Here is a 20,563-nt window from a genome sequence, read left to right as displayed (position 1 = left end):
TTTATAATACGTTTTTTTAAATAAATCATTCATTTTTTTAATTTTAAAAAGTTAACTTTCTAGCCAATTTTATAGTTTTTTAAACATCTCTTTTGTAGTTGTTTAACTTGTTTGTATCCCTGAATTCAGGGACATGCATCCCTGAATTCAGGGATAGTTAAAATTCACTGTTTTCAGGGATTGTCTACTAACTATTTCTAATTTAAATTTGTAGCATAAATAATGAAAGATAAAATATACGTTCACGTAGCAGATGATCATAAGATTTTAATAGAAGGGATCATCGCTGTAATAAATACAGATAAAGATATCGAAATTCGAGATTATTCTTTAACTGGTCAAGAAGTAATAGATTGGTTTAGTAAAAAAGAGAATAATGCCGATATTTTAATATTAGATATTACGATGCCTGTTTTAGATGGTTTTGATGTTTTAAAATATTTTAAAGAAAACAAATTAGACCAAAAGGTAATTGTACTATCTAGTTACGATGATGTTAAAATTGTACAAGAAGTATTAAATCTAGGCGCAAGAGGTTATATCTCTAAAAATAATGCAGGAGAGCATATTGTAAAAGCAATTAAAGCAGTAGCAAATGACGAGCAATATTTTAGTAATGATATACAAGAAGAGCTTTTAAAGTCTTTTTCTGGGCAAAAAACAAGAAAAGGAGATATGCGAGAAGATTTTTTATTTGAGTCTTTAACAGAAAGAGAAATAAGTGTGTTAAAATTAGTTACAAAAGAACTAAGTACAAGTGAAATTGCAGATAAAATGCATATTAGTCATCACACAGTAGAGTCATATAGAAAAAAATTATTAAAAAAATTAAATGTAAAAAATTCAGTAGGATTAGCAATGTATGCTGTTAAATATAAGTTAGTATAGCCTATACTTTATTAAGTTTAAAACCGCCCCTAAAACTTAAACTTAAGTTGCATTCCCCAAAAACATAAGCACTAATTTATTTGTGTACATTGTTGTCCTTAGAATATTACCTATCCCCAAATTACCCAACTTAACTTAAAACAAACCTCAAGAATTCCATTATTATGAAAATTACAAAATTAGCATCATTAGTTGTTGTAGCGGTATTAACATTATCAGCATGTTCTTCGAACGAGAGCATTTTACCTGTAGAAGAAAGTGAAAATGCACTTAAATCTTATAAGATAAAAAGAGACGCTACTGGTGCTTATTCTATTGATTTAGATGTTGATGAAAATGTAAAAACACAAGCATTTAAAAACGAAGAAACAAATAAAAATGAGTTTCATTTTTATGAATCTGATAACCTGACAAGTAAAAAACAATCTAAAGAATTATTAATAGACGATCAAGAATTAAGTATAGGTTTTGTAGATAATAGATCTAATAAAAAGTCTAATATTAGTATTATTGATGATAATATTGAAATGGCTAAAAAAAATCTAGATGATACATTTTTATCAGAATATAGCATTACAAGTAATGAAGACGGAACTTATGATTTAGATTTTACGGTAAAAAACCAAACTACTGTAGATTTTGTATACAATCAAGAGGCAAATATCTATGAAATTCACTTAGAAAAAGGTAAGTCTTCTGAAACAACTTTTTCTAGAAATTTCACTAAATTAGAGGGAGAAGTTTTAAGGATTGATTTTGTTAATCATTTGTTAAATTTAAGCTCTAAGAGCTTATCTCAAAGAAGTTTTGCCTTAGTTTCAAGAAAACCTAAAATAAGTTCATATGATGGTAATGATAATTAAAAGTTTTTTTATACATTTTGAAATATAAAATTTTACTTTTTGTACAGTTTATTAATTTATTTAATTATAATTTAGAGGAACGTACTTTTATTGAATTTAAAACTGATGAAATTTTTAAAAATGAAATTTCATCAGTTTTTACAGTTCAAAACGATACTACTTTTAGGATTAGATATGATAAAATACTGAGGAAATATGAAAAAAAGGATTACGTTACAGCTTTAAATGAATCCTTAAATTTATACGATGACTTAAATGGAAATACTAATGAAATTACGTTCTATGATAACACTTTACTTATAGGGGATATTTATAAGAAGGTAAATAAATTAGAAAAAGCTTTAAAATATTATAAAATAGGATTAAATACTTTAGTTACATCAAATATTCAAGAAAAGACTTTAAAAAATTACAAGTATGTTAAACTAGCAAAGTCTTATTTGAGAATTGGTAGTACTTTTCAAAAGCTTTCTAAATTAGATAGCGCAAAGTATTACTTTAATAAACTTGAAAAAATACCCAGTTTAAATGTTGAGATTTTAAATTATAAAGCAATTTCTTACGGAAATTTAATTGGTATTTATGAGTTAGATTCATTGTATGATAAAGCAATATTATTTGCTAAAAAGTCGATTGACATTCATCTAAAAACTAATGATAAAATTGGATTAGCAAATACAAATATAAATCTAGGTAATATATACTTACATTTAAAAAAGTTTACTAAATCAAAAGAAACTTATATAAAAGGAATAAATTCCATACAAAACGATAATAGTCAAGTTGCTGTTAAATTAAAAGCAGATTTATATTATAATTTAGCGTGGGCAATGCGTAATTTAGAAGATTATAAGGCGTATGATTACCAAGAAATGTCTTATGATATTGAAAATGGGTTAAGAGATAAGGAAATCAGAAGAATGGTTGAAGAGGTTTCAGCTAAATATAATGTAAAAGATATTAAAAGAGAAGAAGAAAACAAAAGATTAAAAGATCAAAGAACATTTTGGCTTTTTGGAATCGGTAGTTTTATTGTAATGATTTCTTTACTGTATTTTTTAAATCTCTATAAACTAAAGCAGAAAAACTTAAGGCTTAAATTATCTCAAACACAATTAATTCAGAATCAGAATATAGAAAAATTAAAATCTGAATCTCAAGCAAGAATATTAAACGCAACCATAGATGGTAAAGAAACAGAACGTAAAGAAATAGCAGAAACATTACATGATAGTGTAAGTGCTTTACTTTCATCTGCTAACTTGCATTTAATGGCGACTAAACCATTGTTTAAAGGAGATATTCCTTTAGAAATAGATAAAACACAAAACATTATTGCAGAAGCATCTCAAAAAATTAGAGATTTATCGCATACTTTGGTTTCATCGGTTTTATTAAAGTTTGGATTAAACTTTGCTATTAAAGATATCGCAACAAAATACTCTAATTCTGTTTTGCAAATTGATACAGATATTTCGGATATAAGAAGATATCATCAAGATTTTGAAATTAAAATTTATAATATTATTCAAGAATTTGTAAATAATATTTTAAAGCACAGTAAAGCGAGTTATACTTTAATTACCCTTTACGAGAAAGACAAAAATCTATGTTTTCAAATTACAGACGATGGAGTTGGCTTCGATAAAAATAAGGTAACAAATAAAGATGGTTTAGGTTTAAATCAAATAGAAGCTAGAATTCGAATGATGAACGGAAAATTTTTAATCGAATCTACAATAGGCGAAGGAACTACAATTTCTGTTGAATTACCGGTTATAGAAAAAAGTTAAATTATCCTCTAGAACCTAATTCTATTATTTCTAGGTTTTTAATTTCTCCACTGTCTAGGCTAAATCTTAGCATTGTTCTAATTTTATGAAAACCATGTTTGCCAGCAGCACCAGGATTTAAATGAAGCAAATTTAATTTTTTATCAAACTGTACTTTTAAAATATGAGAATGTCCAGAAATAAAAATTTTTGGAGGATTTAGTTGAATTTCGTCTTTTATTCTTTTGTAATATTTATTAGGATAACCACCAATATGTGTCATCCAAACTGTTACATTTTCTAATTCAAATTTATTATCTAAAGGAAATTCTGCTCTTGCATCTTTATCATCAATATTGCCATAAACAGCCCTTAAAGGTTTTAGTTTTTTTATAGTATCGGTAACATTTAAGTCGCCAATATCACCAACATGCCAAACTTCATCTACCTGTTTTACAAACTTTAAAATTTGAGCATCTATAAAGCTATGTGTATCCGATAAAAGTAGAATTTTCTTCATATAAATTAGTAAGAAAAGTTTAACTTCTCTTCGGTTATCAAAAATACTAATAACAAAATAAATTCCGTAATTTTACAGTCTACAAAAAACTATTTTCTTGAGATATTTTATAGAACTCGCTTACAACGGAAAGAATTATCATGGTTGGCAAATACAGCCGGATGTTGTGTCTGTACAAGAAAAAATAAATCATGCCATTAGCACTGTTTTACAATTGCAAATAGAAGTTGTAGGTGCAGGAAGAACAGATACTGGTGTACATGCTTCACAAATGTTTGCACATTTCGATTTAGAAAAAGAAATTAAAGGCGATATTGTACATAAGTTAAATTCTATTTTACCAAACGATATTACAATTTATCGTGTGTTTTTAGTAGAAGAAGAGCATCATGCAAGATTTAATGCAGAAAGTAGAAGTTACGAGTATAAAATTTGGTTGGGTAGAAATCCTTTTTTATTAGATTTTTCATGGCAAATACATTCGCAACAGTTAAATGTTTCTAAAATGAATAAGGCCGCGAGTTTGTTATTAGAATATGAAGATTTTCAGACTTTTTCTAAGGTAAAAACAGATGTGTATACTTTTAATTGTAATGTTACAGAAGCCGTTTGGAAACAAGAAGGGGATTTATTAGTGTTTCATATTTCTGCCAATAGGTTTCTTAGAAATATGGTTAGAGCAATAGTTGGTACATTAGTAGATGTAGGTTTAGAAAAAATTACAGTAGATAATTTTAGAGAAATTATAGAGAGTAAAAATAGAGGAAACGCAGGGTTATCTGTGCCTGCAAAAGGGTTATTTTTAACTAAAATAAAATATTAAATTTTGGCAAATAAAACAGGAAATGCTTTTGATATGGATATCTTTTTAAGGCTAATGAGCTTTGCAAAAAGATACAAACGTAATTTTATTATAGCGTCTACCTCTACAATTCTTTTAGCAGGTGTTGCCTTACTAACGCCTATTATTTTAAAGAAAACTGTAGATGTTTATATTACAAATAAAGATACCGAAGGTTTAATAAACAGTATTTTATTAATGTTGGGTGTTTTAATGATAGAAGTTGTTTTACGATTTACGTTTATCTATTACGCAAATTGGGTTGGTCAGCATATAATTAGAGATATTCGAGCAAAGATTTTTAGACATATTTTACAATTTAGAATGTCTTATTTTGATAAGAATTCTGTAGGTAAACTTGTAACAAGAGTGGTTTCTGATATAGAAACCATTGCGGCATTTTTTAGTAGCGGAGTTTTTACAATTGTAAGTGATGTTTTACAAATGTTTGCTGTAATTGTTGTAATGTTTATAATAAACTGGAAACTAGCATTTATAGCAATTGCGGTTTTACCGATTTTGGTGTATGCTACAAAAGTTTTTCAGAAAGCTATTAAGGCAACTTTTCAAGAAGTTAGAAATCAGGTTTCTAATTTAAACGGATTTGTGCAAGAGAGAGTAACAGGTATGAAAATTGTACAGTTATTTAATAGAGAAAACATAGAATACAACAACTTTAAAGAGATAAACAACAAACATAAAGATGCTTATATAAAGACAATTTGGTATTTTTCTATCTTTTTTCCGATAGCAGAAATTTTATCATCAATAGGTATTGGTTTAATTGTTTGGTTTGGAAGTAAGCAAGTAATAGATGGTGCAGTTCCTGGTCCTGGTACAGTGATGGCTTTTGTACAGATGGCACAAATGTTATTTAGACCATTAAGACAAATTGCAGACAAATTTAATCAATTGCAAATGGGAATTGTATCTCGGTGAGAGAGTTTTTAAAATTATAGATACAGAAAGTACAATTTCTAAAAACGGAACAATTGAAGCGAAAAACTTAAAAGGTACTATTAATTTTGAAAATGTAAAATTTAGTTATGTTGCTGGTGAGGAAGTCTTAAAAGGTATCGATTTAAAAGTTAAAAACGGACAAACAATTGCAATTGTTGGTGCAACTGGTGCAGGAAAATCTACCATTATTAATTTGTTAAATCGTTTTTATGAGATTGATAGCGGTGTAATTAAAATTGATGATATTTCTATTGATGAATATAAATTGCAAAGTTTAAGAGATCAGGTTGCAGTAGTCTTACAAGATGTTTTTTTATTTTCAGATTCTATTTTAAATAATATTACCTTAAAGGATGACACTATTTCTAAAGAAGAAGTAGAAAAAGCAGCAAAACAAATTGGTATTCATGATTTTATTATGACATTACCTGGTGGTTATAATTACAATGTAAAAGAAAGAGGAGCAATGCTTTCTTCTGGTCAAAGACAATTAATAGCTTTTTTAAGAGCGTACGTAAGTAAACCAAGTATTTTAATTTTGGATGAAGCTACATCTTCTGTAGATGCACATGCAGAACAAATGATTCAGTTTGCAACAGAAACAATTACAAAGGATAGAACTTCTATAGTAATTGCTCATAGATTAGCAACAATTAAACAAGCTGATAAAATAATTGTTATGGATAAAGGTTTAATTGTAGAAGAAGGAACCCATAATGAATTGTTAGAAAAAGAAGAGGGTTACTACAAGAATTTATACGATAAGCAATTTAGTTTAGATGTTGCTTCTTAAATACTTAGGATAAATTGATATTTTTCTTTTTTAATTGTTAAATTTGGTATTCAATCTTAAACAATATAAAAATGAAAAAAGTATTATCAATTGTATTTATTGGTGCTTTAATGTTTACTTCTTGTAAATCTAACACTAAAGATGTTAAAGAAATTAAAGAAACTGAAGTAATAGAAAACACAACTGAAGTTGTTAAAAAAGAAGTAGAAACAGACATTGTTGTAGAAAAACCTACGGAATCTGGTTTAGTTGGTATTACAATTCCTTCATTTTCTAATGATAAAATTGTAGAAAACTTAAAGGCATATACTGTTTATGCAAGAGATTATATAGCAGCAAATGGTAATGTTGCAAAGATTACTGCAATTGCTGCAAAAGGTAAAAAATTATTAGATGAAGGAAGAGAAATGGCTTCAAAATTACCAAAAGAAGAACAAGAAATGTATGCTAAGGTAATGGCTCAAATTCAGTCTAAAATGGCACCAGCTAACTAATTATAGTTACAGTTATAAAATAAAAGGCTCTCCTATTTAGAGAGCCTTTTTTATTTGGATGAAGTATTACATTAGGTCTTTTCTAACCTTTTCGTTTAAGTCTGTATAATTAGCATATAATTCAAAACCACCGTCTTTTATATAAGAGATTTCTCCTGTTTCTTCTGAAACTAAAAGACAAACAGCATCTGTTTTCTCAGATACACCAATTGCAGCTCTATGTCTTAAGCCAAACCTTGCAGGAATCTTAGTGCTATCAGAAATTGGTAAAACAACTCTTGTAGCTACAATATAATTATCTCTAATAATTAAGGCACCATCATGTAAAGGACTATTCTTATAAAAAATACTCTGTAATAAAGCGTCGTTTAAAAGCGCATTCATTGTATCGCCAGTATTAATTAAAAAATCTAAACTATTTGTTCTTTCAATAACAATTAAAGCACCCGTTTTAGATTTAGACATTTTTTGGCATGCTTCTATAATTGTTTCGGTATCAATATCCGAACCAATTTCTGTTTGTAAAAATTTTAATTGTTTTAAAAAGTTTCTTTTGTTGGTAAAATTAGTTGTACCAATCATTAATAAGAATTTTCTTATTTCTTGCTGAAAAACAATAATTAAGGCAATTACACCACCAGAAAGTAAATAGCCTAAAATTCCGCTAAGCATTTCCATTTTTAAGGCTTGTGTAATTTTCCAGATTAAGAAAATTAAGGCAATACCAATTACAATATTTATGGCGACAGTTCCTTTTAAAAGTTTATAGATGTAATAAAGTAATATTGCTACTAGCAAAATATCTAAAACATCTAACAAAGAAAATTCTATAAAATCGAGCATAAAAATTAGTGATTTTAGGCTAATGTACTAATAAATAATTTGGAGAACAATATCAAAATCTATAATAGATAATAATTATATTAATTTAATATAAAATAAAGTAAATTAACAAGCTTAGCCCTGATTGAACGGTTTGTTTGAGCTCTTTTGAGGAACGAAAAAAGCGAGTAGTGAAAGCAGGAAATAGCTTCTAAAAAGAAATCTTATTTACAATTTTAACTGCTTCGATTGCTTCTTTTACATCGTGTACTCTTAAAATATTTGCACCATTTAAAAGCGCAATTGTATTTGCAGAAGTTGTTGCGTTTAAAGCTTCTTGTGCAGTAATGTCTAGTGTTTTGTATAACATAGATTTTCTTGAAATTCCGGCTAAAATCGGTGCGTCTAAAGATTTAAAGAGACTTAAATCTTTAAGAATTTCAAAATTATGATCGATAGTTTTACCAAATCCAAAACCAACATCAATAATTACATCATTAAGTTTTAGCTGATGTAATTTGTGTATTTGAGCAGCAAAAAAACTAATAATTTCTTGAATAACGTTGTTATAAACAGGGTTTTTCTGCATGTTTTGTGGTGTACCTAACATGTGCATTAAAATATAAGGTACTTGAAGATTGGCAACGGTTTCGAACATGTTGCTGTCCATATTTCCGCCGTAAATATCGTTTACAATAGCTGCACCAGCGTTTATGGTTTCTTTGGCAACTTTACTTCTAAAAGTATCTACAGAAATGATAATTTCAGGAAAATTTTTAAGCAACAAATTAATTACAGGAACAATTCTTTGTAACTCTTCTTTTTCTGAAATATGCTTTGCACCGGGTCTAGAAGAGTAAGCGCCAACATCGATAAAGGTTGCGCCATCTTTTAACATTTTTTCTGTTTGAGAAAGTATATCAGACTCGTTTTTGTATTTACCGCCGTCAAAAAAAGAATCGGGTGTAATGTTTAAAATTCCCATAACTTTAGGCGATGAAAGATCGATTAAGGTTCCTTTACAATTTATGGTCATTTTACTTATTTTTAAATTATGAATGCAGTTTTAAAAAACTTCTGTAAAAATAAAAGAAAAGCTTATAGTATTTAGTATTTTTGAACAAATACTTTTAATAAAATAGAATGCAAGATACATCTAAACAATATGATGCTGTAATTAAAGAATGTAGAAGTTTATTTATAAAAAAATGAGCGATTATGGTTCTGCATGGAGAATTTTACGATTACCATCTTTAACAGATCAAATATTTATAAAAGCAACTAGAATACGTCAATTACAAGAAAATGAAGTAAGAAAAGTAGACGAAGGTGAGAAATCTGAATTTATAGGAATTATAAATTACTCTATTATGGCTTTAATTCAGTTAGAAAAAGGTGTTGTAGAAAATCCGGATTTAAATACTGATGAAGCAACTGTTTTATATGATGCACATGCAAAAATTACCAAAGAATTAATGATGAATAAAAATCATGATTATGGTGAGGCTTGGAGAGATATGCGCGTTTCTAGTTTAACTGATTTAATTTTACAAAAATTATTACGTGTAAAACAAATTGAGGATAATAAAGGTAAAACGATTGTATCGGAAGGTATAGACGCTAATTACCAAGACATGATTAATTATGCAGTTTTTGCAATGATTCACTTAGGGAATTAGAGGTTCTTATTAAAAATGTCATTAAAACCAACAAAATGAAAATAATAATACAATTATTTAGAATTATAGTAGGAGCCTTGTTTATTTTTTCTGGCTTTGTAAAATTGGTAGATCCTATAGGTTCTCAATATAAATTTCAAGAATATTTCTCTGAAAGTGTCTTAAATATGGAGTTTTTAATTCCGTATGCATTGCCTTTTGCAATAATTTTAATTGTAGCAGAAATACTTTTAGGAGTGATGATTTTAATTGGTTACAAACCCAAAATTACAGTTTGGAGTTTGTTAATTATAACTGTAATTTTCTTGTTTTTAACTTGGTATTCTGCTTATTACAATAAGGTTACAGATTGTGGTTGTTTTGGTGATGCAATAAAATTAACGCCTTGGGAAACTTTCTATAAAAACGTAATTCTAATTGCACTAATTGTAGTTTTATTAATTAAAGTTGAATTGATAAACCCAATTTTTAAAGGAGAAATTCCGAAAATAATTACCTTTTTATCTTTAGGTATTTTCTTATTTATTGTACAACATGTTTTAACACATTTGCCAATAATAGATTTTAGAGCTTATGCAGTTGGTAAGAATTTACAAGAAGGAATGCAATATCCTGCGGATGGTTCTATACCACCAGTTCACGATTTTATGTTAGAAGATACACAGCAAGATTTAGCGCCAGTTTTATTAGAAAAAGAAAAAGTAATGCTGGTAATTGTTTATAATTTAGACAAGTCTGATGTTAAAGGTTTTCCGGCAATTAAAGATATTGCTAACAAAGCAATACAAAAAGGGTACACGGTTTATGGAGTATCTGCTTCTTTTTCTGATGATTTAAATCTTGCTAAAGAAAAATATAATTTGCCTTTCGAATTTTTATTTTGTGATGAAACAACTTTAAAAACAATGATTAGAGCAAATCCAGGAGTTATAATATTAGACAAAGGAACTGTAACTCAGAAAAAAATTGGGTAGATGTTGATGATTTAGAATTGTAAATAATCAAAAATAGATATTAAAAAAGGATTAATTCTTATTGCGTAGATTGTCTGCATCAGTAAGCGTTAATCCTTCTTCTTTTTTATGAAACAGATGTTTAGAACTACCTATAATTTGAGCAGAATAAATACCGTAATGTCCGGAAAACAAGTATGCACTAGTACATGCTAAAGCGATAAAAACGCCAGATTCAATTCCGAATAATTCAATTCCCATAATTGTACATGCAATAGGTGTGTTGGTTGCGCCAGCAAATACAGCAACAAAACCCATACCAGCTAATAAAGGCATTGGTAACGGTATAAACCATATTAAAACATTACCTAAAGTTGCACCGATAAAAAATAACGGAGTAACTTCTCCGCCTTTAAATCCGGCACCAAGTGTAAATGAGGTAAATAAAAGCTTTAAGATAAAATCGTAAGAATTTAGGTTGATGTCAAATGCATCAACAATAGTAGGCACACCAAGTCCCATATATTTTGTAGTGTCAATAAAATACCAAGTAATTGTTAAAATTACACCACCAATTACTGGTCTTAATGGCGGATATTTAATTAATTTTTTAAATGTTTTACCCTGTAAATGTGTAGATTTTGAAAACAACATACTAGTTAATCCAAAAATAATTCCTGCTAATAATGCCCATAATACAGTAACTGGCGTTAACTCTGCTACGGTAGAAATTGTGTAATGTGTATGATGAGAAATTTGCCAAAAATCGCAAAAATAGTTGGCAAAAACCGCTGCTAAAAAACTAGGTAGAATTGCATCAAATTTTACTCTACCAATGACCATTACTTCTAAAGCAAATATTGCACCAGCTAAAGGTGTGCCAAACACAGAAGAAAAACCTGCACTTATACCTGCTATTAATAATATTTTTCTGTCTAAATTAGAAAGTTTAAATAGTTTGGTAAATTGATCTGCAATTGCACCACCAATTTGAACTGCTGTACCTTCTCGACCCGCAGAACCACCAAATAAATGCGTTAAAATTGTTCCTAAAAAAACCAAAGGTGCCATTTTTAAAGGAATTACTTTTTTAGGAGAATGATATTCTTCTAATAACATATTATTTCCTTTTACAACACTTTTACCAAAATAATGATATGATAAACCAATAATTAAACCGGCAATTGGTAGTAACCAAACAATCCAGATATTTGTTTCTCTATAAGTTGTTGCCCATTCTAACGTCCATAGAAAAATGGCAGATGCACTTCCCGTTAATGCGCCAACAAGTAAACAGATAAAAATCCATTTAAACAGAAAAAGCAAAGAGAAACTTTGTTGAAAAGAGAAAAAGAATTGTTTAATTTTTGTCATGAAATTTTGCAAAATCTTAAGTCTAAGTATTATTAGAGTTCATTTAATAATTAACTATTTCTTAAGTTTTTAAATGTGAAAGAGCAAAAATAAACAAATTAATATTAAGAAGATTTAAACTTTTACCAATCAAATACTAATAGAAATTCTTTTCTTTTTAAGATTTTATTGTACCTTGTTTTAACTAATTAAAAATAATAGAATGAACGAATTTGTTACCTATAAATCTGAAGATAATTATGCATTAATAACAATTAATAATGGTAAGGCCAATGCTATTTCTCCTGCTGTTATTGAAGGTTTAAATTTAAGTTTAGATAAAGCAGCACAAGAAAATAAAGTGGTGATTTTAACAGGACAAAAAGGAATCTTTTCTGGAGGTTTTGATTTAAAAGTTATGACAAAATCACCTGAATCTGCCAAAGAATTAGTTACTAGTGGTTCTAAATTGTCTTTAAGAATGTTATCTTTTGCTAAGCCTATAATTATAGCTTGTTCTCGCCACGCAATTGCTAAAGGTGCTTTTTTATTATTATCTGCTGATTACAGAATTGGTGTAAAAGGAGATTTTAAAATTGGTTTAAATGAAGTTTTAATTGGTATGACAATGCACAATGCAGGTATTGCAATTGCAAAAGCGCGTTTGTCTAAAGTATATTTAAATAGAAGTGTAAATAATGCCGAAATTTATAATACTAAACAAGCTGTAGATGCTGGGTTTTTAGATGTTGTTGTAGAAGAAGATCATTTATTACCAACTGCTATTAAAATTGCAGAAATGTCTTCTAAATTAAATGCAAAAGCACATGCAGAAACCAAACTAAAGGTTAGAAAACAAGATTTAATTGATTTAGAGAAAGCTATCGCAGCAGATTTAGAAGCAGATATTTCTATTAATCAGTAATGTAAGTTTTTTAAATTTCTAATTGCTAGCAAATAGGTTTAGCCCTGATTGAACGGTTTGTTTGAGCTCTTTTAAGGAACGAAAAAAGCGAGTAGTGAAAGCAGGAAATAGCTTCTAAACTTATTTTTTAAAGTCTTTAATTCCTGCTGTGACTTCTAAGTCGATGTGATTTTTTCTTGGCGTTAACGGGCAAGAATACTTGTCGTTATAGGCACAATAAGGGTTGTATGTGTTGTTAAAATTTAACTCTATTGTATCATCTTTTTTTATGTCTGTAAGCATTACATCCATATAACGTCCGCCACCATAAGATTGGTCTGCAGAGGTGTTGTCTGTAAATGGAAGAAATAAATAATCTTTATATTTTTCGTCTCTTAAATCGTCTTGACTTTGGTAAATAGTTAGTTGAATATCTTTGCCTTTTAATTTGAAATTTAATTTGCCAAATTCTTTATACAATGGTTTTCTGTCTGTAGTTGTTGCCATTTCAAAAGTTGGCGCATTTGCTGTTCTAATTAATTTTGCAGTTACAATAAAAGTAGAATCTACTGGAAAAAAATCTAAACCTTTAAATTTTTTTAAGTCTCTTTTTTTAAAGGAGATATAGAAGCGTCTTTATAATTTGCATTTAATTTTTGTTGATATTCTGTAACGCCAACCAATGGTCTTTTACCTTGAGAGTTACAAGATACCATTAGTAATAAAGTAAAAACAACTATTATTTTTTTCATTTTTTAATTTGGATTAAAACCAGGAGTGTTTTTTGTGCTTGGTGATATTTTATAATTCTGAATTAATTTATTTGAAAGGTTTTCAAATTGATTTTCATCTGATAATTTTTTAATTTGATTAGGATCAAAACGACCTTTTAAGTAAAAGACAGATGTTTTTGCTAATGTAGAATTAAAAATGATTGCTTGAGTAACAACATCGCCATCTTCTTTTACAGAAACTATTTTTGTTTTTTCTCGGCTGATTGCTTCGCAGCATATCGGTAAAGTTGTTGTCTGTTACTAAGTTCATTTCATTAATTAACAAGTTTTGCTTTTGCTTCGAGATATTGTTAAAAGTGATAAATTTAAAGTCTTTTACGTTGCCAAATAAGTTGTTAATTTCAGGAGAAATATTAGTTAACAATGCACGCATAAAATTAGGAACCTGAAATGCAGTTACGCCAATATCTTTTTTGTGATTATTAAAAAAACTTTGGAAAGTTTTACCGCTACCACAAGAAACAAGTAATAAAAAAGCAGCTAAAAAAGCAGCTAAAAAAGTAATAAATTTAGTTTTCATGTTTTTTTTATAAAAGTACAAAATTAATCAAATTAAACTTTCTTGATTATGTATTAGATTCTATAGATATATACTTTAAAAATAATGTAAAAAAAGCACCAAGTTTTAACTTAGTGCTTTTATATTTTATGCAAATTTATTTATAGTTGAACTCTCCAACCATAAGGATCTTCTGCTTTATTTGTTTGTATGTCTGTAATTGTTTTCTTTAAAAGAGCAGCATACGGCTTTTCTAATTCTGGTAAATCATAGTCGTTTTCTTGAAAACCAAAACCTGCAATAGGAGAAATTACGGCAGCAGTACCTGCACCAAACATTTCTTTTAATTCGCCAGATTTTGCAGCAGTAATTACTTCTGTAACAGAAATTTTTCTTACTTCTACATTAATACCTAAATCTTTAGCTATTTGAATAATACTTTTACGTGTAATTCCGTCTAAGATTCTATCATTTGTTGGGCTAGTAATTAACGTATCGTTAATTCTAATAAAAATATTCATTGCACCAGCCTCTTCAATATACTCGTGTGTATTGTCATCTGTCCAGATTACTTGATTATATCCTTTTTCTATGGCTAATTGAGTTGGGTAAAATTGAGCAGCATAATTACCACCAGCTTTTGCAAACCCAACACCACCATTTGCAGCACGCGCGTATTTTTCTTCAATTAAAACTTTTACTTTACCAGCAAAGTAAGCACCGTGAAGGCGCAGTACAAATCATAAATTTATATTCGTCTGCAGGAGATGCATGAAAACCGTTACCCGAAGCAAACATAAATGGTCTAATATATAAAGAACTACCTTCTTTTGTTGGTATCCAAGCGTCATCTACCTTTAGTAAAGCTTTTAAACCGTTCATAAAAGTTTCTTCCGGTATTTGCGGAATTACCAAACGTTCTGCAGATTTATTTAAACGCTTACAGTTATCTAAAGGCCTAAATAATAATGTATTTCCGTCGGCATCTTTGTAGGCTTTCATACCTTCAAAAATAGATTGTCCGTAATGAAAAATCTTAGCAGAAGGATCTAAAGAGATTGGTGCAAAAGGTTCTACAACAGCATCTTGCCATTTTCCGTCTTTAAAAGTACAAGTTAGCATATGATCAGAATAAACACTACCAAAAGGTAAGTTATTAAAATCTACTGTGTCTATCTTCGACTTTTCTATATGTTTGATTTCTATGTTAGAATTCATAATTTGTTTGATTAAATTTCTCTACAAATGTACATAATTTATTCATCTGTAGTAACATAAAAAAGGTCGTTTTACTGTTAAATTGATTACATTTGTAAACAAGTTATTAAAATAAATCATATGAAATTAGTTGTAAAATTATGTGCTCTAGCACTTTTAGTATTAACTGGATGTAAAGAGGTTAAAAAAGGAAGTAATCAAGAAGCAACAACACCAGCACCACAAACATTTGCTTTTCAATCTTACGGAGATGAAATTTCTAAAGACAATGCTTTAACTTCTAAAGCAATGTTAGCAAAGTTTGAAACAATGAATGTTGGCGATACTATAGATGTAAAATTTGCTTCTAATATTAAAGAAGTTTGTGTTAAAAAAGGATGTTGGATGAAGTTACCTTTAGAAAACGAAACAGAAACAATGGTGCGTTTTAAAGATTATGGCTTTTTTATGCCTTTAGATTCTCAAGGTAAAGAAGTAATTGTTGCAGGTAAAGCTTTTGTAAAAATTACGCCAGTAGATGAGTTAAAGCACTACGCAGAAGATGCAGGTAAAAGTGCAGAAGAAATAGCAAAAATAACAGCTCCGAAAAAAGAATATGCTTTTGAAGCAAACGGAGTGTTATTAAAATCTGAAATTACTTTATAATAAAGTTCCATTTTGAAAAGAGAAATACTAATTACTTCGGATGGTTCTTCTACCATACATTTACCAGATTGGGATGAGCAATATCATTCTAAAAATGGTTCTATCAATGAAACCTACCATGTTTTTATAAAATGTGGTTTAAAAGAAGTTGTTGCAGACAAAGTATCTATACTAGAAATTGGTTTTGGTACAGGTCTTAACTGTTTTATAACTTATTTAGAAGGTAAAAAAGAAATTGATTATGTTGGTGTAGAAGCTTACCCAGTTACTGCAGATGAAATTGATAAAATGAATTTTGTTGCTGTGTTAGAAGCAAAAGAACAAGAAGAAGTTTTTAAAAAAATGCATGATGTTTCTTGGGAAGAAAAGCATCAGATTTCTGACAATTTTTCTTTAACAAAAAGAAAACAATTTTTTGAAGATATAAATGATGAAAATGCTTTTAATTTAATTTATTATGATGCATTCGGGGCGCGTGTTCAACCACAACTCCGGACCGAAGAAATTTTCTTAAAAATGTACAAAGCATTAAAGCCAAACGGAATCTTAGTAACTTATTCTGCAAAAGGTAGTGTTAGAAGAGCTATGCAAGCAGTAGGTTTTTTTGTAGAACGTTTACCTGGGCCTCCAGGTAAAAGAGAGATGTTGAGAGCTATAAAAAAGTAGTGTTCTTTAAAATATACTATCGAGTGGTAAGGGTTGTTTTTTCAATTTTTACCGCTCGTAATATTTAGATAAAGTTCTTAACTTTTATCTAACCCTAGTTTAACAATATGGTTTTTCTTAGTTAACAATCCCTTTTTTTATAATTATAGTTTTGGCATCATAACTAACTTTTAATTATAATCATGAAAAAACCAATTGCAAAATTATTTTTAGCGCTTGCATTTATGAGTGCTAGTTTTACCTTAATAACAAGTTGTGCAGAAGACGGCTTAAACGGAATTGACGGTGTAAACGGTCAAGACGGACAAAATGGGCAAGACGGAAAAGATGGTGAAGATGGTAAAGACTTTACACCAACTCCGGATTTATTTTCAAACAAATCTACATTATCTCCTTTAGTAAAAATTAACGCAAATTACACAGATTTAAAAGCGTATTCTTTAATAAGTTCTACAGATGTTTTATCTAACGGTTTTCGTTTATTAGGTTCTCAAGATGGAGCAGGATTTTTAAAAGACGGAGACGAATATATTTTAGTAGTAAACGCAGAAGATGATTATGCTGTTTCTAGAATTCGTTTTGATGAATTTATGAATCCTATAGAAGGAGATTGGTTATTAAATGCAGGTGTTGCAGATTTTGCAAGACAATGTTCTGCTACAATGTGGGAAAAAGATATTCATGGTGGCGATAAAGATATCTTCTTATCAGCATCAGAAAGTATTTCTTACGATGTAAAAGCTATCGACCCTTGGGTAGAATCACCAACACCAACTGCAGATTTCGGTTTAGATGCTTTAGGTGAGTTTTCTTGGGAAAACGCAGTGCCATTACCAAAAAACACATATGCTGGTAAAACAGTAATTATTGGTGGAGATGATGACTCTAGCGGATCTGAAGGGCAAGTAACAATGTATGTTTCTGAAAACGGAGATGCAGATTTAGAAAATGGTAAAATTTATGTATTAAGATTTAAGCAGGTTTCTGATGGTGCAAAAGGAGTTAAAAGCGTTGATGCGTCTACAGTTTATAATGAAGGTAGTTTAGATTTTGGTGCTACATATGATGTAGAGTTTGTAGAAATAGAAAATGGAGCAAGCATGACAAAGAATGAAATGGAAACTGCTTGTACTAATGTTTTTGCATCTCAGTTTATGAGAGTAGAAGATGTAGATTACCAAAAAGGTTCTGATGCAAATGCAAGAAATGTATTTATAGCAGTAACAGGTAGAGGTCCAGGAAGAGGAACTTATAATGACTGGGGTACTGTTTATAAATTAGAGTTAGATGATACAAATCCTTTAGAAGGAAAATTAACTCAAATTATTAGTGGAAATACAGATACAAACAACAAAGACGGTAACCTAGCAGAATTGCAAAGTCCAGATAATATTTGTGTTACAGAAAACTATGTGTATGTGCAAGAAGATCCTAATTCTTTTAGTAGAAATCATGCAGCGCAAATTTACCAAACAGATTTAAGTGGTAACAATGCAAATGTTGTTTTAGAGTTAAAAATAGAAAGTAACCTGTCTCCAACAGGAAGCAGTAATTTTTCTGGAGAATTTGGAGCATTAATAGATGTTTCTGATAAATTAGGACAAGCAGATACTTTTATTCTTGCATTACAACCACATTATTGGCAAAGTGAAGATTTTAGATCTACAAATTTACCTCACAATCAAGGTGGTCAAATAGTTTTATTACAAGGTTTACCTAGATAATTAATACCAAATTTATTTTATAAAATGAGTCTCCATGTAATATGGAGATTCATTTGTTTTTATACTTTTTTTATGAAAATTAAAACTACTTTATTCATTTCAATCTTAACATTATTACTAACTATTTCTTGTAAAGACAAGCAAGAAAAAGAGTACTTTACTAAGGTAGATTGGTCTACTGCTCAAAATTATTACGTAGAAAATATTTCTAAAGCAATTAGTTATTTAGATAGCTTAAAACAAGAAGGTTTTAAAGGTGATAAAACCAAGTTTTACTTTAAAAAAGTAAGAGAAAATTTTAAAAGAGCAGAACCTTATGTTTCTTATTTAAATCCAGAAGTTGGGCACCGTGCCAATGGACCAGCATTACCTATTTATAAAGAAGATAATGGCAAAATATTAGAGCCTGTTGGTTTACAAAAAATAGAAGAAAGTATCTACGATTTAGAAACATCAGAACTAGATTTTAAAAAAGAAATCTATGTTACAAAGGGGTTGTTATCGGTTTTAAAAAAGGGGCTTTAAAAAGAAAATTAAATACGCAGCGATTTTTTATTGCTACACATCAGCAATTATTTAGAATTGCTAGTTTATCAATTTCTGGTTTCGACACGCCAGTAAGTCATTTAGGAATCTCAGAAACCATAACTTCATTAGAAAGTTTATTATTCGTGTATTCTAAAACAGTACAACCAATAATTAAGAATACAAATAAAAATTTAGATCTTGAGTTTCAAGAAAACATAAAAAAAGCAATAGCTTTTATAGAGAAAAATACAGATTTTAATACTTTTGATAGATACACTTTTACAAGAGATTATTTTAATGCTATTACAAGAAATTGGGTAGCAATTAGAAAAGAATCAAAATTATGGCAACCCGTAAAATCTGAACCTTTTAATTTTGATGCACCTACTTTTTTCGAAAATAATTCATTCAATTTAAATTACTTTACGCCGCCATCAAATAGAAATCCTACAGAAAAACAAATAAGTTTAGGAGAAAAATTATTCTCAGATCCTAAGTTATCTAAAGATAAAAAAATGGCATGTATTAGTTGTCATTTGCCAGCAAAAGGTTATGCAGATGGTGTTGCTTTAAATAAAGATAATAAAGGTAATTTGTTATTAAGAAATACACCAACGTTAATCAATTCTGCGTTTCAAAAAAGCTTCTTTTGGGATGGTCGATCTCGTGATTTATTAGATCAAATTTCTATGGTTTTTAACAATTCTAAAGAGTTTAATACAGAGGTTCATACGTTTTCAGAAGACATTTTAAAAGATACAACGTACATAAAACTGTTTACAGAAGCTTATAATACAGTGCCAAAAAGTAATAGAGAAGTTATTAAAGCAATTTCTTCTTATGTATCTACATTAAACAGTTTCAATTCTAAATTCGATAGAAATATTCGAGGTCAAGAAAATACATTTACAACAAACGAAAAGAAAGGTTATAATTTGTTTATGGGAAAAGCGCTTTGCGCAACTTGTCATTTTATGCCATTAACAAACGGAACCGTTCCGCCATTTTTTACAGAAACCGAAAAAGAAGTTATTGGTGTGCCGTGAAACGAATCAGAATAAAAAATTAGATGACGATTTAGGTTTTTATTGGCGTTACAAAGAAGAATTACACAAAGGTATGTTTAAAACACCAAGCATTAGAAATGCAGCAATTACTGCGCCTTACATGCACAACGGTGTCTACAATACGTTAGAAGAAGTGCTTAATTTTTACAATCTTGGTGGCGGTGGTGGTCTTGGTTTTAACTTAGAACATCAAACTTTACCTTTCGATAATTTAGAATTAACAACCCAAGAACAGCAAGATATTATTGCGTTTATAGAAACGTTAACAGACAATCCTGCAGAATCCGAGAACTATTAAAGTTAAAAACTTTTGGTGTCGGTACATTTTTTTATCTTCGTTATTAAAATATTTTTAAATGGAGTTTAAAAGAAAATTTGGAAGAAAGAAAGAAGCAAAACCTAAAAGAGGACTTTTTCTAGTCTTATTGTTAGCAGTTGCACTAATACTTTGGTTTAAAGCTGAAGCATTAATGAACGCTTTATTTTAATTTTTAGAAGCTATTTCCAGCTTTCCGTTATATCTTTTTACAGCTGTTCTTTTAAATTTGTTCATTCTTCGCAAATTTAAAAGAACAGTTCT

The 20,563-nt window shown here is 29.0% G+C and carries 20 protein-coding genes and 3 pseudogenes; 15 read left to right on the top strand and 8 right to left on the bottom strand.

What is annotated here, in order from left to right; all coding sequences use genetic code 11:
• Positions 1 to 222 precede the first annotated feature (222 nt).
• The 3 genes from ACZ1HD_RS13430 to ACZ1HD_RS13420 all read left to right on the top strand — a co-directional run bounded on the left by ACZ1HD_RS13430 (position 223) and on the right by ACZ1HD_RS13420 (position 3,544).
• Positions 223 to 888 carry a response regulator gene (locus ACZ1HD_RS13430; protein WP_472687718.1) on the top strand — a complete coding sequence of 222 codons (666 nt, stop codon included), beginning with the start codon at positions 223 to 225 and terminating at the stop codon, positions 886 to 888.
• 164 nt (positions 889 to 1,052) lie between these two features.
• Positions 1,053 to 1,751, top strand: coding sequence for a hypothetical protein (locus tag ACZ1HD_RS13425; protein WP_472687717.1), 699 nt, complete (start codon positions 1,053 to 1,055; stop codon positions 1,749 to 1,751).
• Between the two features lie 17 nt (positions 1,752 to 1,768).
• Positions 1,769 to 3,544, top strand: a complete 1,776-nt coding sequence (locus ACZ1HD_RS13420) for a tetratricopeptide repeat-containing sensor histidine kinase (protein ID WP_472687716.1) — start codon at positions 1,769 to 1,771, stop codon at positions 3,542 to 3,544.
• Position 3,545: 1 nt separating this feature from the next.
• Here ACZ1HD_RS13420 and ACZ1HD_RS13415 read toward each other — a convergent pair whose 3' ends face one another.
• The gene (locus tag ACZ1HD_RS13415) at positions 3,546 to 4,043 is read right to left on the bottom strand and encodes a metallophosphoesterase family protein (protein ID WP_079737232.1); all 498 of its coding nucleotides are present in this window, start codon (positions 4,041 to 4,043) and stop codon (positions 3,546 to 3,548) included.
• Positions 4,044 to 4,140: 97 nt separating this feature from the next.
• On the opposite strand from ACZ1HD_RS13415, the gene truA reads away from it, so the two are divergent.
• The 3 genes and pseudogenes from truA to ACZ1HD_RS13400 all read left to right on the top strand — a co-directional run bounded on the left by truA (position 4,141) and on the right by ACZ1HD_RS13400 (position 7,131).
• The gene (gene truA / locus ACZ1HD_RS13410) at positions 4,141 to 4,866 is read left to right on the top strand and encodes a tRNA pseudouridine(38-40) synthase TruA (protein ID WP_340932666.1); all 726 of its coding nucleotides are present in this window, start codon (positions 4,141 to 4,143) and stop codon (positions 4,864 to 4,866) included.
• A gap of 3 nt (positions 4,867 to 4,869) precedes the next feature.
• Positions 4,870 to 6,637: pseudogene (locus ACZ1HD_RS13405) on the top strand (ABC transporter ATP-binding protein).
• A gap of 71 nt (positions 6,638 to 6,708) precedes the next feature.
• Positions 6,709 to 7,131, top strand: coding sequence for a hypothetical protein (locus ACZ1HD_RS13400; RefSeq protein WP_079737229.1), 423 nt, complete (start codon positions 6,709 to 6,711; stop codon positions 7,129 to 7,131).
• 66 nt (positions 7,132 to 7,197) lie between these two features.
• Here ACZ1HD_RS13400 and cdaA read toward each other — a convergent pair whose 3' ends face one another.
• Together cdaA and folP are read right to left on the bottom strand one after the other, a co-directional pair.
• The gene (cdaA, locus tag ACZ1HD_RS13395) at positions 7,198 to 7,974 is read right to left on the bottom strand and encodes a diadenylate cyclase CdaA (RefSeq protein WP_077810037.1); all 777 of its coding nucleotides are present in this window, start codon (positions 7,972 to 7,974) and stop codon (positions 7,198 to 7,200) included.
• Between the two features lie 190 nt (positions 7,975 to 8,164).
• Positions 8,165 to 8,989, bottom strand: a complete 825-nt coding sequence (gene folP / locus ACZ1HD_RS13390) for a dihydropteroate synthase (protein ID WP_472687715.1) — start codon at positions 8,987 to 8,989, stop codon at positions 8,165 to 8,167.
• 107 nt (positions 8,990 to 9,096) lie between these two features.
• Here folP and ACZ1HD_RS13385 point away from each other — a divergent pair.
• Both ACZ1HD_RS13385 and ACZ1HD_RS13380 read left to right on the top strand, forming a co-directional pair.
• Positions 9,097 to 9,632: pseudogene (locus tag ACZ1HD_RS13385) on the top strand (DUF1599 domain-containing protein).
• A gap of 35 nt (positions 9,633 to 9,667) precedes the next feature.
• Entirely contained in the window at positions 9,668 to 10,606 is a 939-nt protein-coding gene (locus ACZ1HD_RS13380; RefSeq protein ID WP_472687714.1) for a BT_3928 family protein, read from the top strand.
• A gap of 51 nt (positions 10,607 to 10,657) precedes the next feature.
• Here the strand turns inward: ACZ1HD_RS13380 and ACZ1HD_RS13375 are convergent, their stop codons facing one another.
• Positions 10,658 to 11,959 carry a voltage-gated chloride channel family protein gene (locus ACZ1HD_RS13375; RefSeq protein WP_472687713.1) on the bottom strand — a complete coding sequence of 434 codons (1,302 nt, stop codon included), beginning with the start codon at positions 11,957 to 11,959 and terminating at the stop codon, positions 10,658 to 10,660.
• 202 nt (positions 11,960 to 12,161) lie between these two features.
• Here ACZ1HD_RS13375 and ACZ1HD_RS13370 point away from each other — a divergent pair, with 202 nt between their 5' ends.
• A complete protein-coding gene (locus ACZ1HD_RS13370; RefSeq protein WP_472687712.1) occupies positions 12,162 to 12,863 on the top strand; it encodes a crotonase/enoyl-CoA hydratase family protein in 702 nt (233 codons plus the stop codon).
• A gap of 120 nt (positions 12,864 to 12,983) precedes the next feature.
• Here ACZ1HD_RS13370 and ACZ1HD_RS13365 read toward each other — a convergent pair whose 3' ends face one another.
• From ACZ1HD_RS13365 to ACZ1HD_RS13350, 4 genes and pseudogenes are all read right to left on the bottom strand, one after another.
• Positions 12,984 to 13,397 (bottom strand): DUF1684 domain-containing protein, encoded by a 414-nt coding sequence (locus tag ACZ1HD_RS13365; protein ID WP_472689362.1) that lies wholly within the window; start codon positions 13,395 to 13,397, stop codon positions 12,984 to 12,986.
• 44 nt (positions 13,398 to 13,441) lie between these two features.
• The gene (locus tag ACZ1HD_RS13360) at positions 13,442 to 13,594 is read right to left on the bottom strand and encodes a hypothetical protein (RefSeq protein WP_472687711.1); all 153 of its coding nucleotides are present in this window, start codon (positions 13,592 to 13,594) and stop codon (positions 13,442 to 13,444) included.
• Positions 13,595 to 13,766: 172 nt separating this feature from the next.
• Positions 13,767 to 14,156 carry a hypothetical protein gene (locus ACZ1HD_RS13355; RefSeq protein ID WP_472687710.1) on the bottom strand — a complete coding sequence of 130 codons (390 nt, stop codon included), beginning with the start codon at positions 14,154 to 14,156 and terminating at the stop codon, positions 13,767 to 13,769.
• A gap of 140 nt (positions 14,157 to 14,296) precedes the next feature.
• Positions 14,297 to 15,353: pseudogene (locus ACZ1HD_RS13350) on the bottom strand (branched-chain amino acid aminotransferase).
• Between the two features lie 120 nt (positions 15,354 to 15,473).
• Between ACZ1HD_RS13350 and ACZ1HD_RS13345 the strand changes: the two are divergent.
• From ACZ1HD_RS13345 to ACZ1HD_RS13320, 6 genes are all read left to right on the top strand, one after another.
• Entirely contained in the window at positions 15,474 to 15,998 is a 525-nt protein-coding gene (locus ACZ1HD_RS13345; protein WP_472687709.1) for a DUF4920 domain-containing protein, read from the top strand.
• A gap of 12 nt (positions 15,999 to 16,010) precedes the next feature.
• Positions 16,011 to 16,664 carry a tRNA (5-methylaminomethyl-2-thiouridine)(34)-methyltransferase MnmC2 gene (gene mnmC2 / locus ACZ1HD_RS13340; protein WP_472687708.1) on the top strand — a complete coding sequence of 218 codons (654 nt, stop codon included), beginning with the start codon at positions 16,011 to 16,013 and terminating at the stop codon, positions 16,662 to 16,664.
• A gap of 182 nt (positions 16,665 to 16,846) precedes the next feature.
• The gene (locus ACZ1HD_RS13335; protein WP_472687707.1) at positions 16,847 to 18,388 is read left to right on the top strand and encodes a hypothetical protein; all 1,542 of its coding nucleotides are present in this window, start codon (positions 16,847 to 16,849) and stop codon (positions 18,386 to 18,388) included.
• 72 nt (positions 18,389 to 18,460) lie between these two features.
• The gene (locus ACZ1HD_RS13330; protein WP_472687706.1) at positions 18,461 to 18,913 is read left to right on the top strand and encodes a hypothetical protein; all 453 of its coding nucleotides are present in this window, start codon (positions 18,461 to 18,463) and stop codon (positions 18,911 to 18,913) included.
• Positions 18,914 to 19,059: 146 nt separating this feature from the next.
• A complete protein-coding gene (locus tag ACZ1HD_RS13325; protein ID WP_472687705.1) occupies positions 19,060 to 19,962 on the top strand; it encodes a cytochrome-c peroxidase in 903 nt (300 codons plus the stop codon).
• Positions 19,949 to 20,281, top strand: a complete 333-nt coding sequence (locus ACZ1HD_RS13320) for a cytochrome-c peroxidase (protein WP_472687704.1) — start codon at positions 19,949 to 19,951, stop codon at positions 20,279 to 20,281. The genes ACZ1HD_RS13325 and ACZ1HD_RS13320 overlap by 14 nt, the downstream gene beginning before the upstream one ends.
• Positions 20,282 to 20,563: the final 282 nt, after the last annotated feature.

It is taken from the genome of Polaribacter sp. HA6-7 (assembly GCF_055693625.1).
This window is presented reverse-complemented; position numbering and strand designations above follow the sequence as displayed.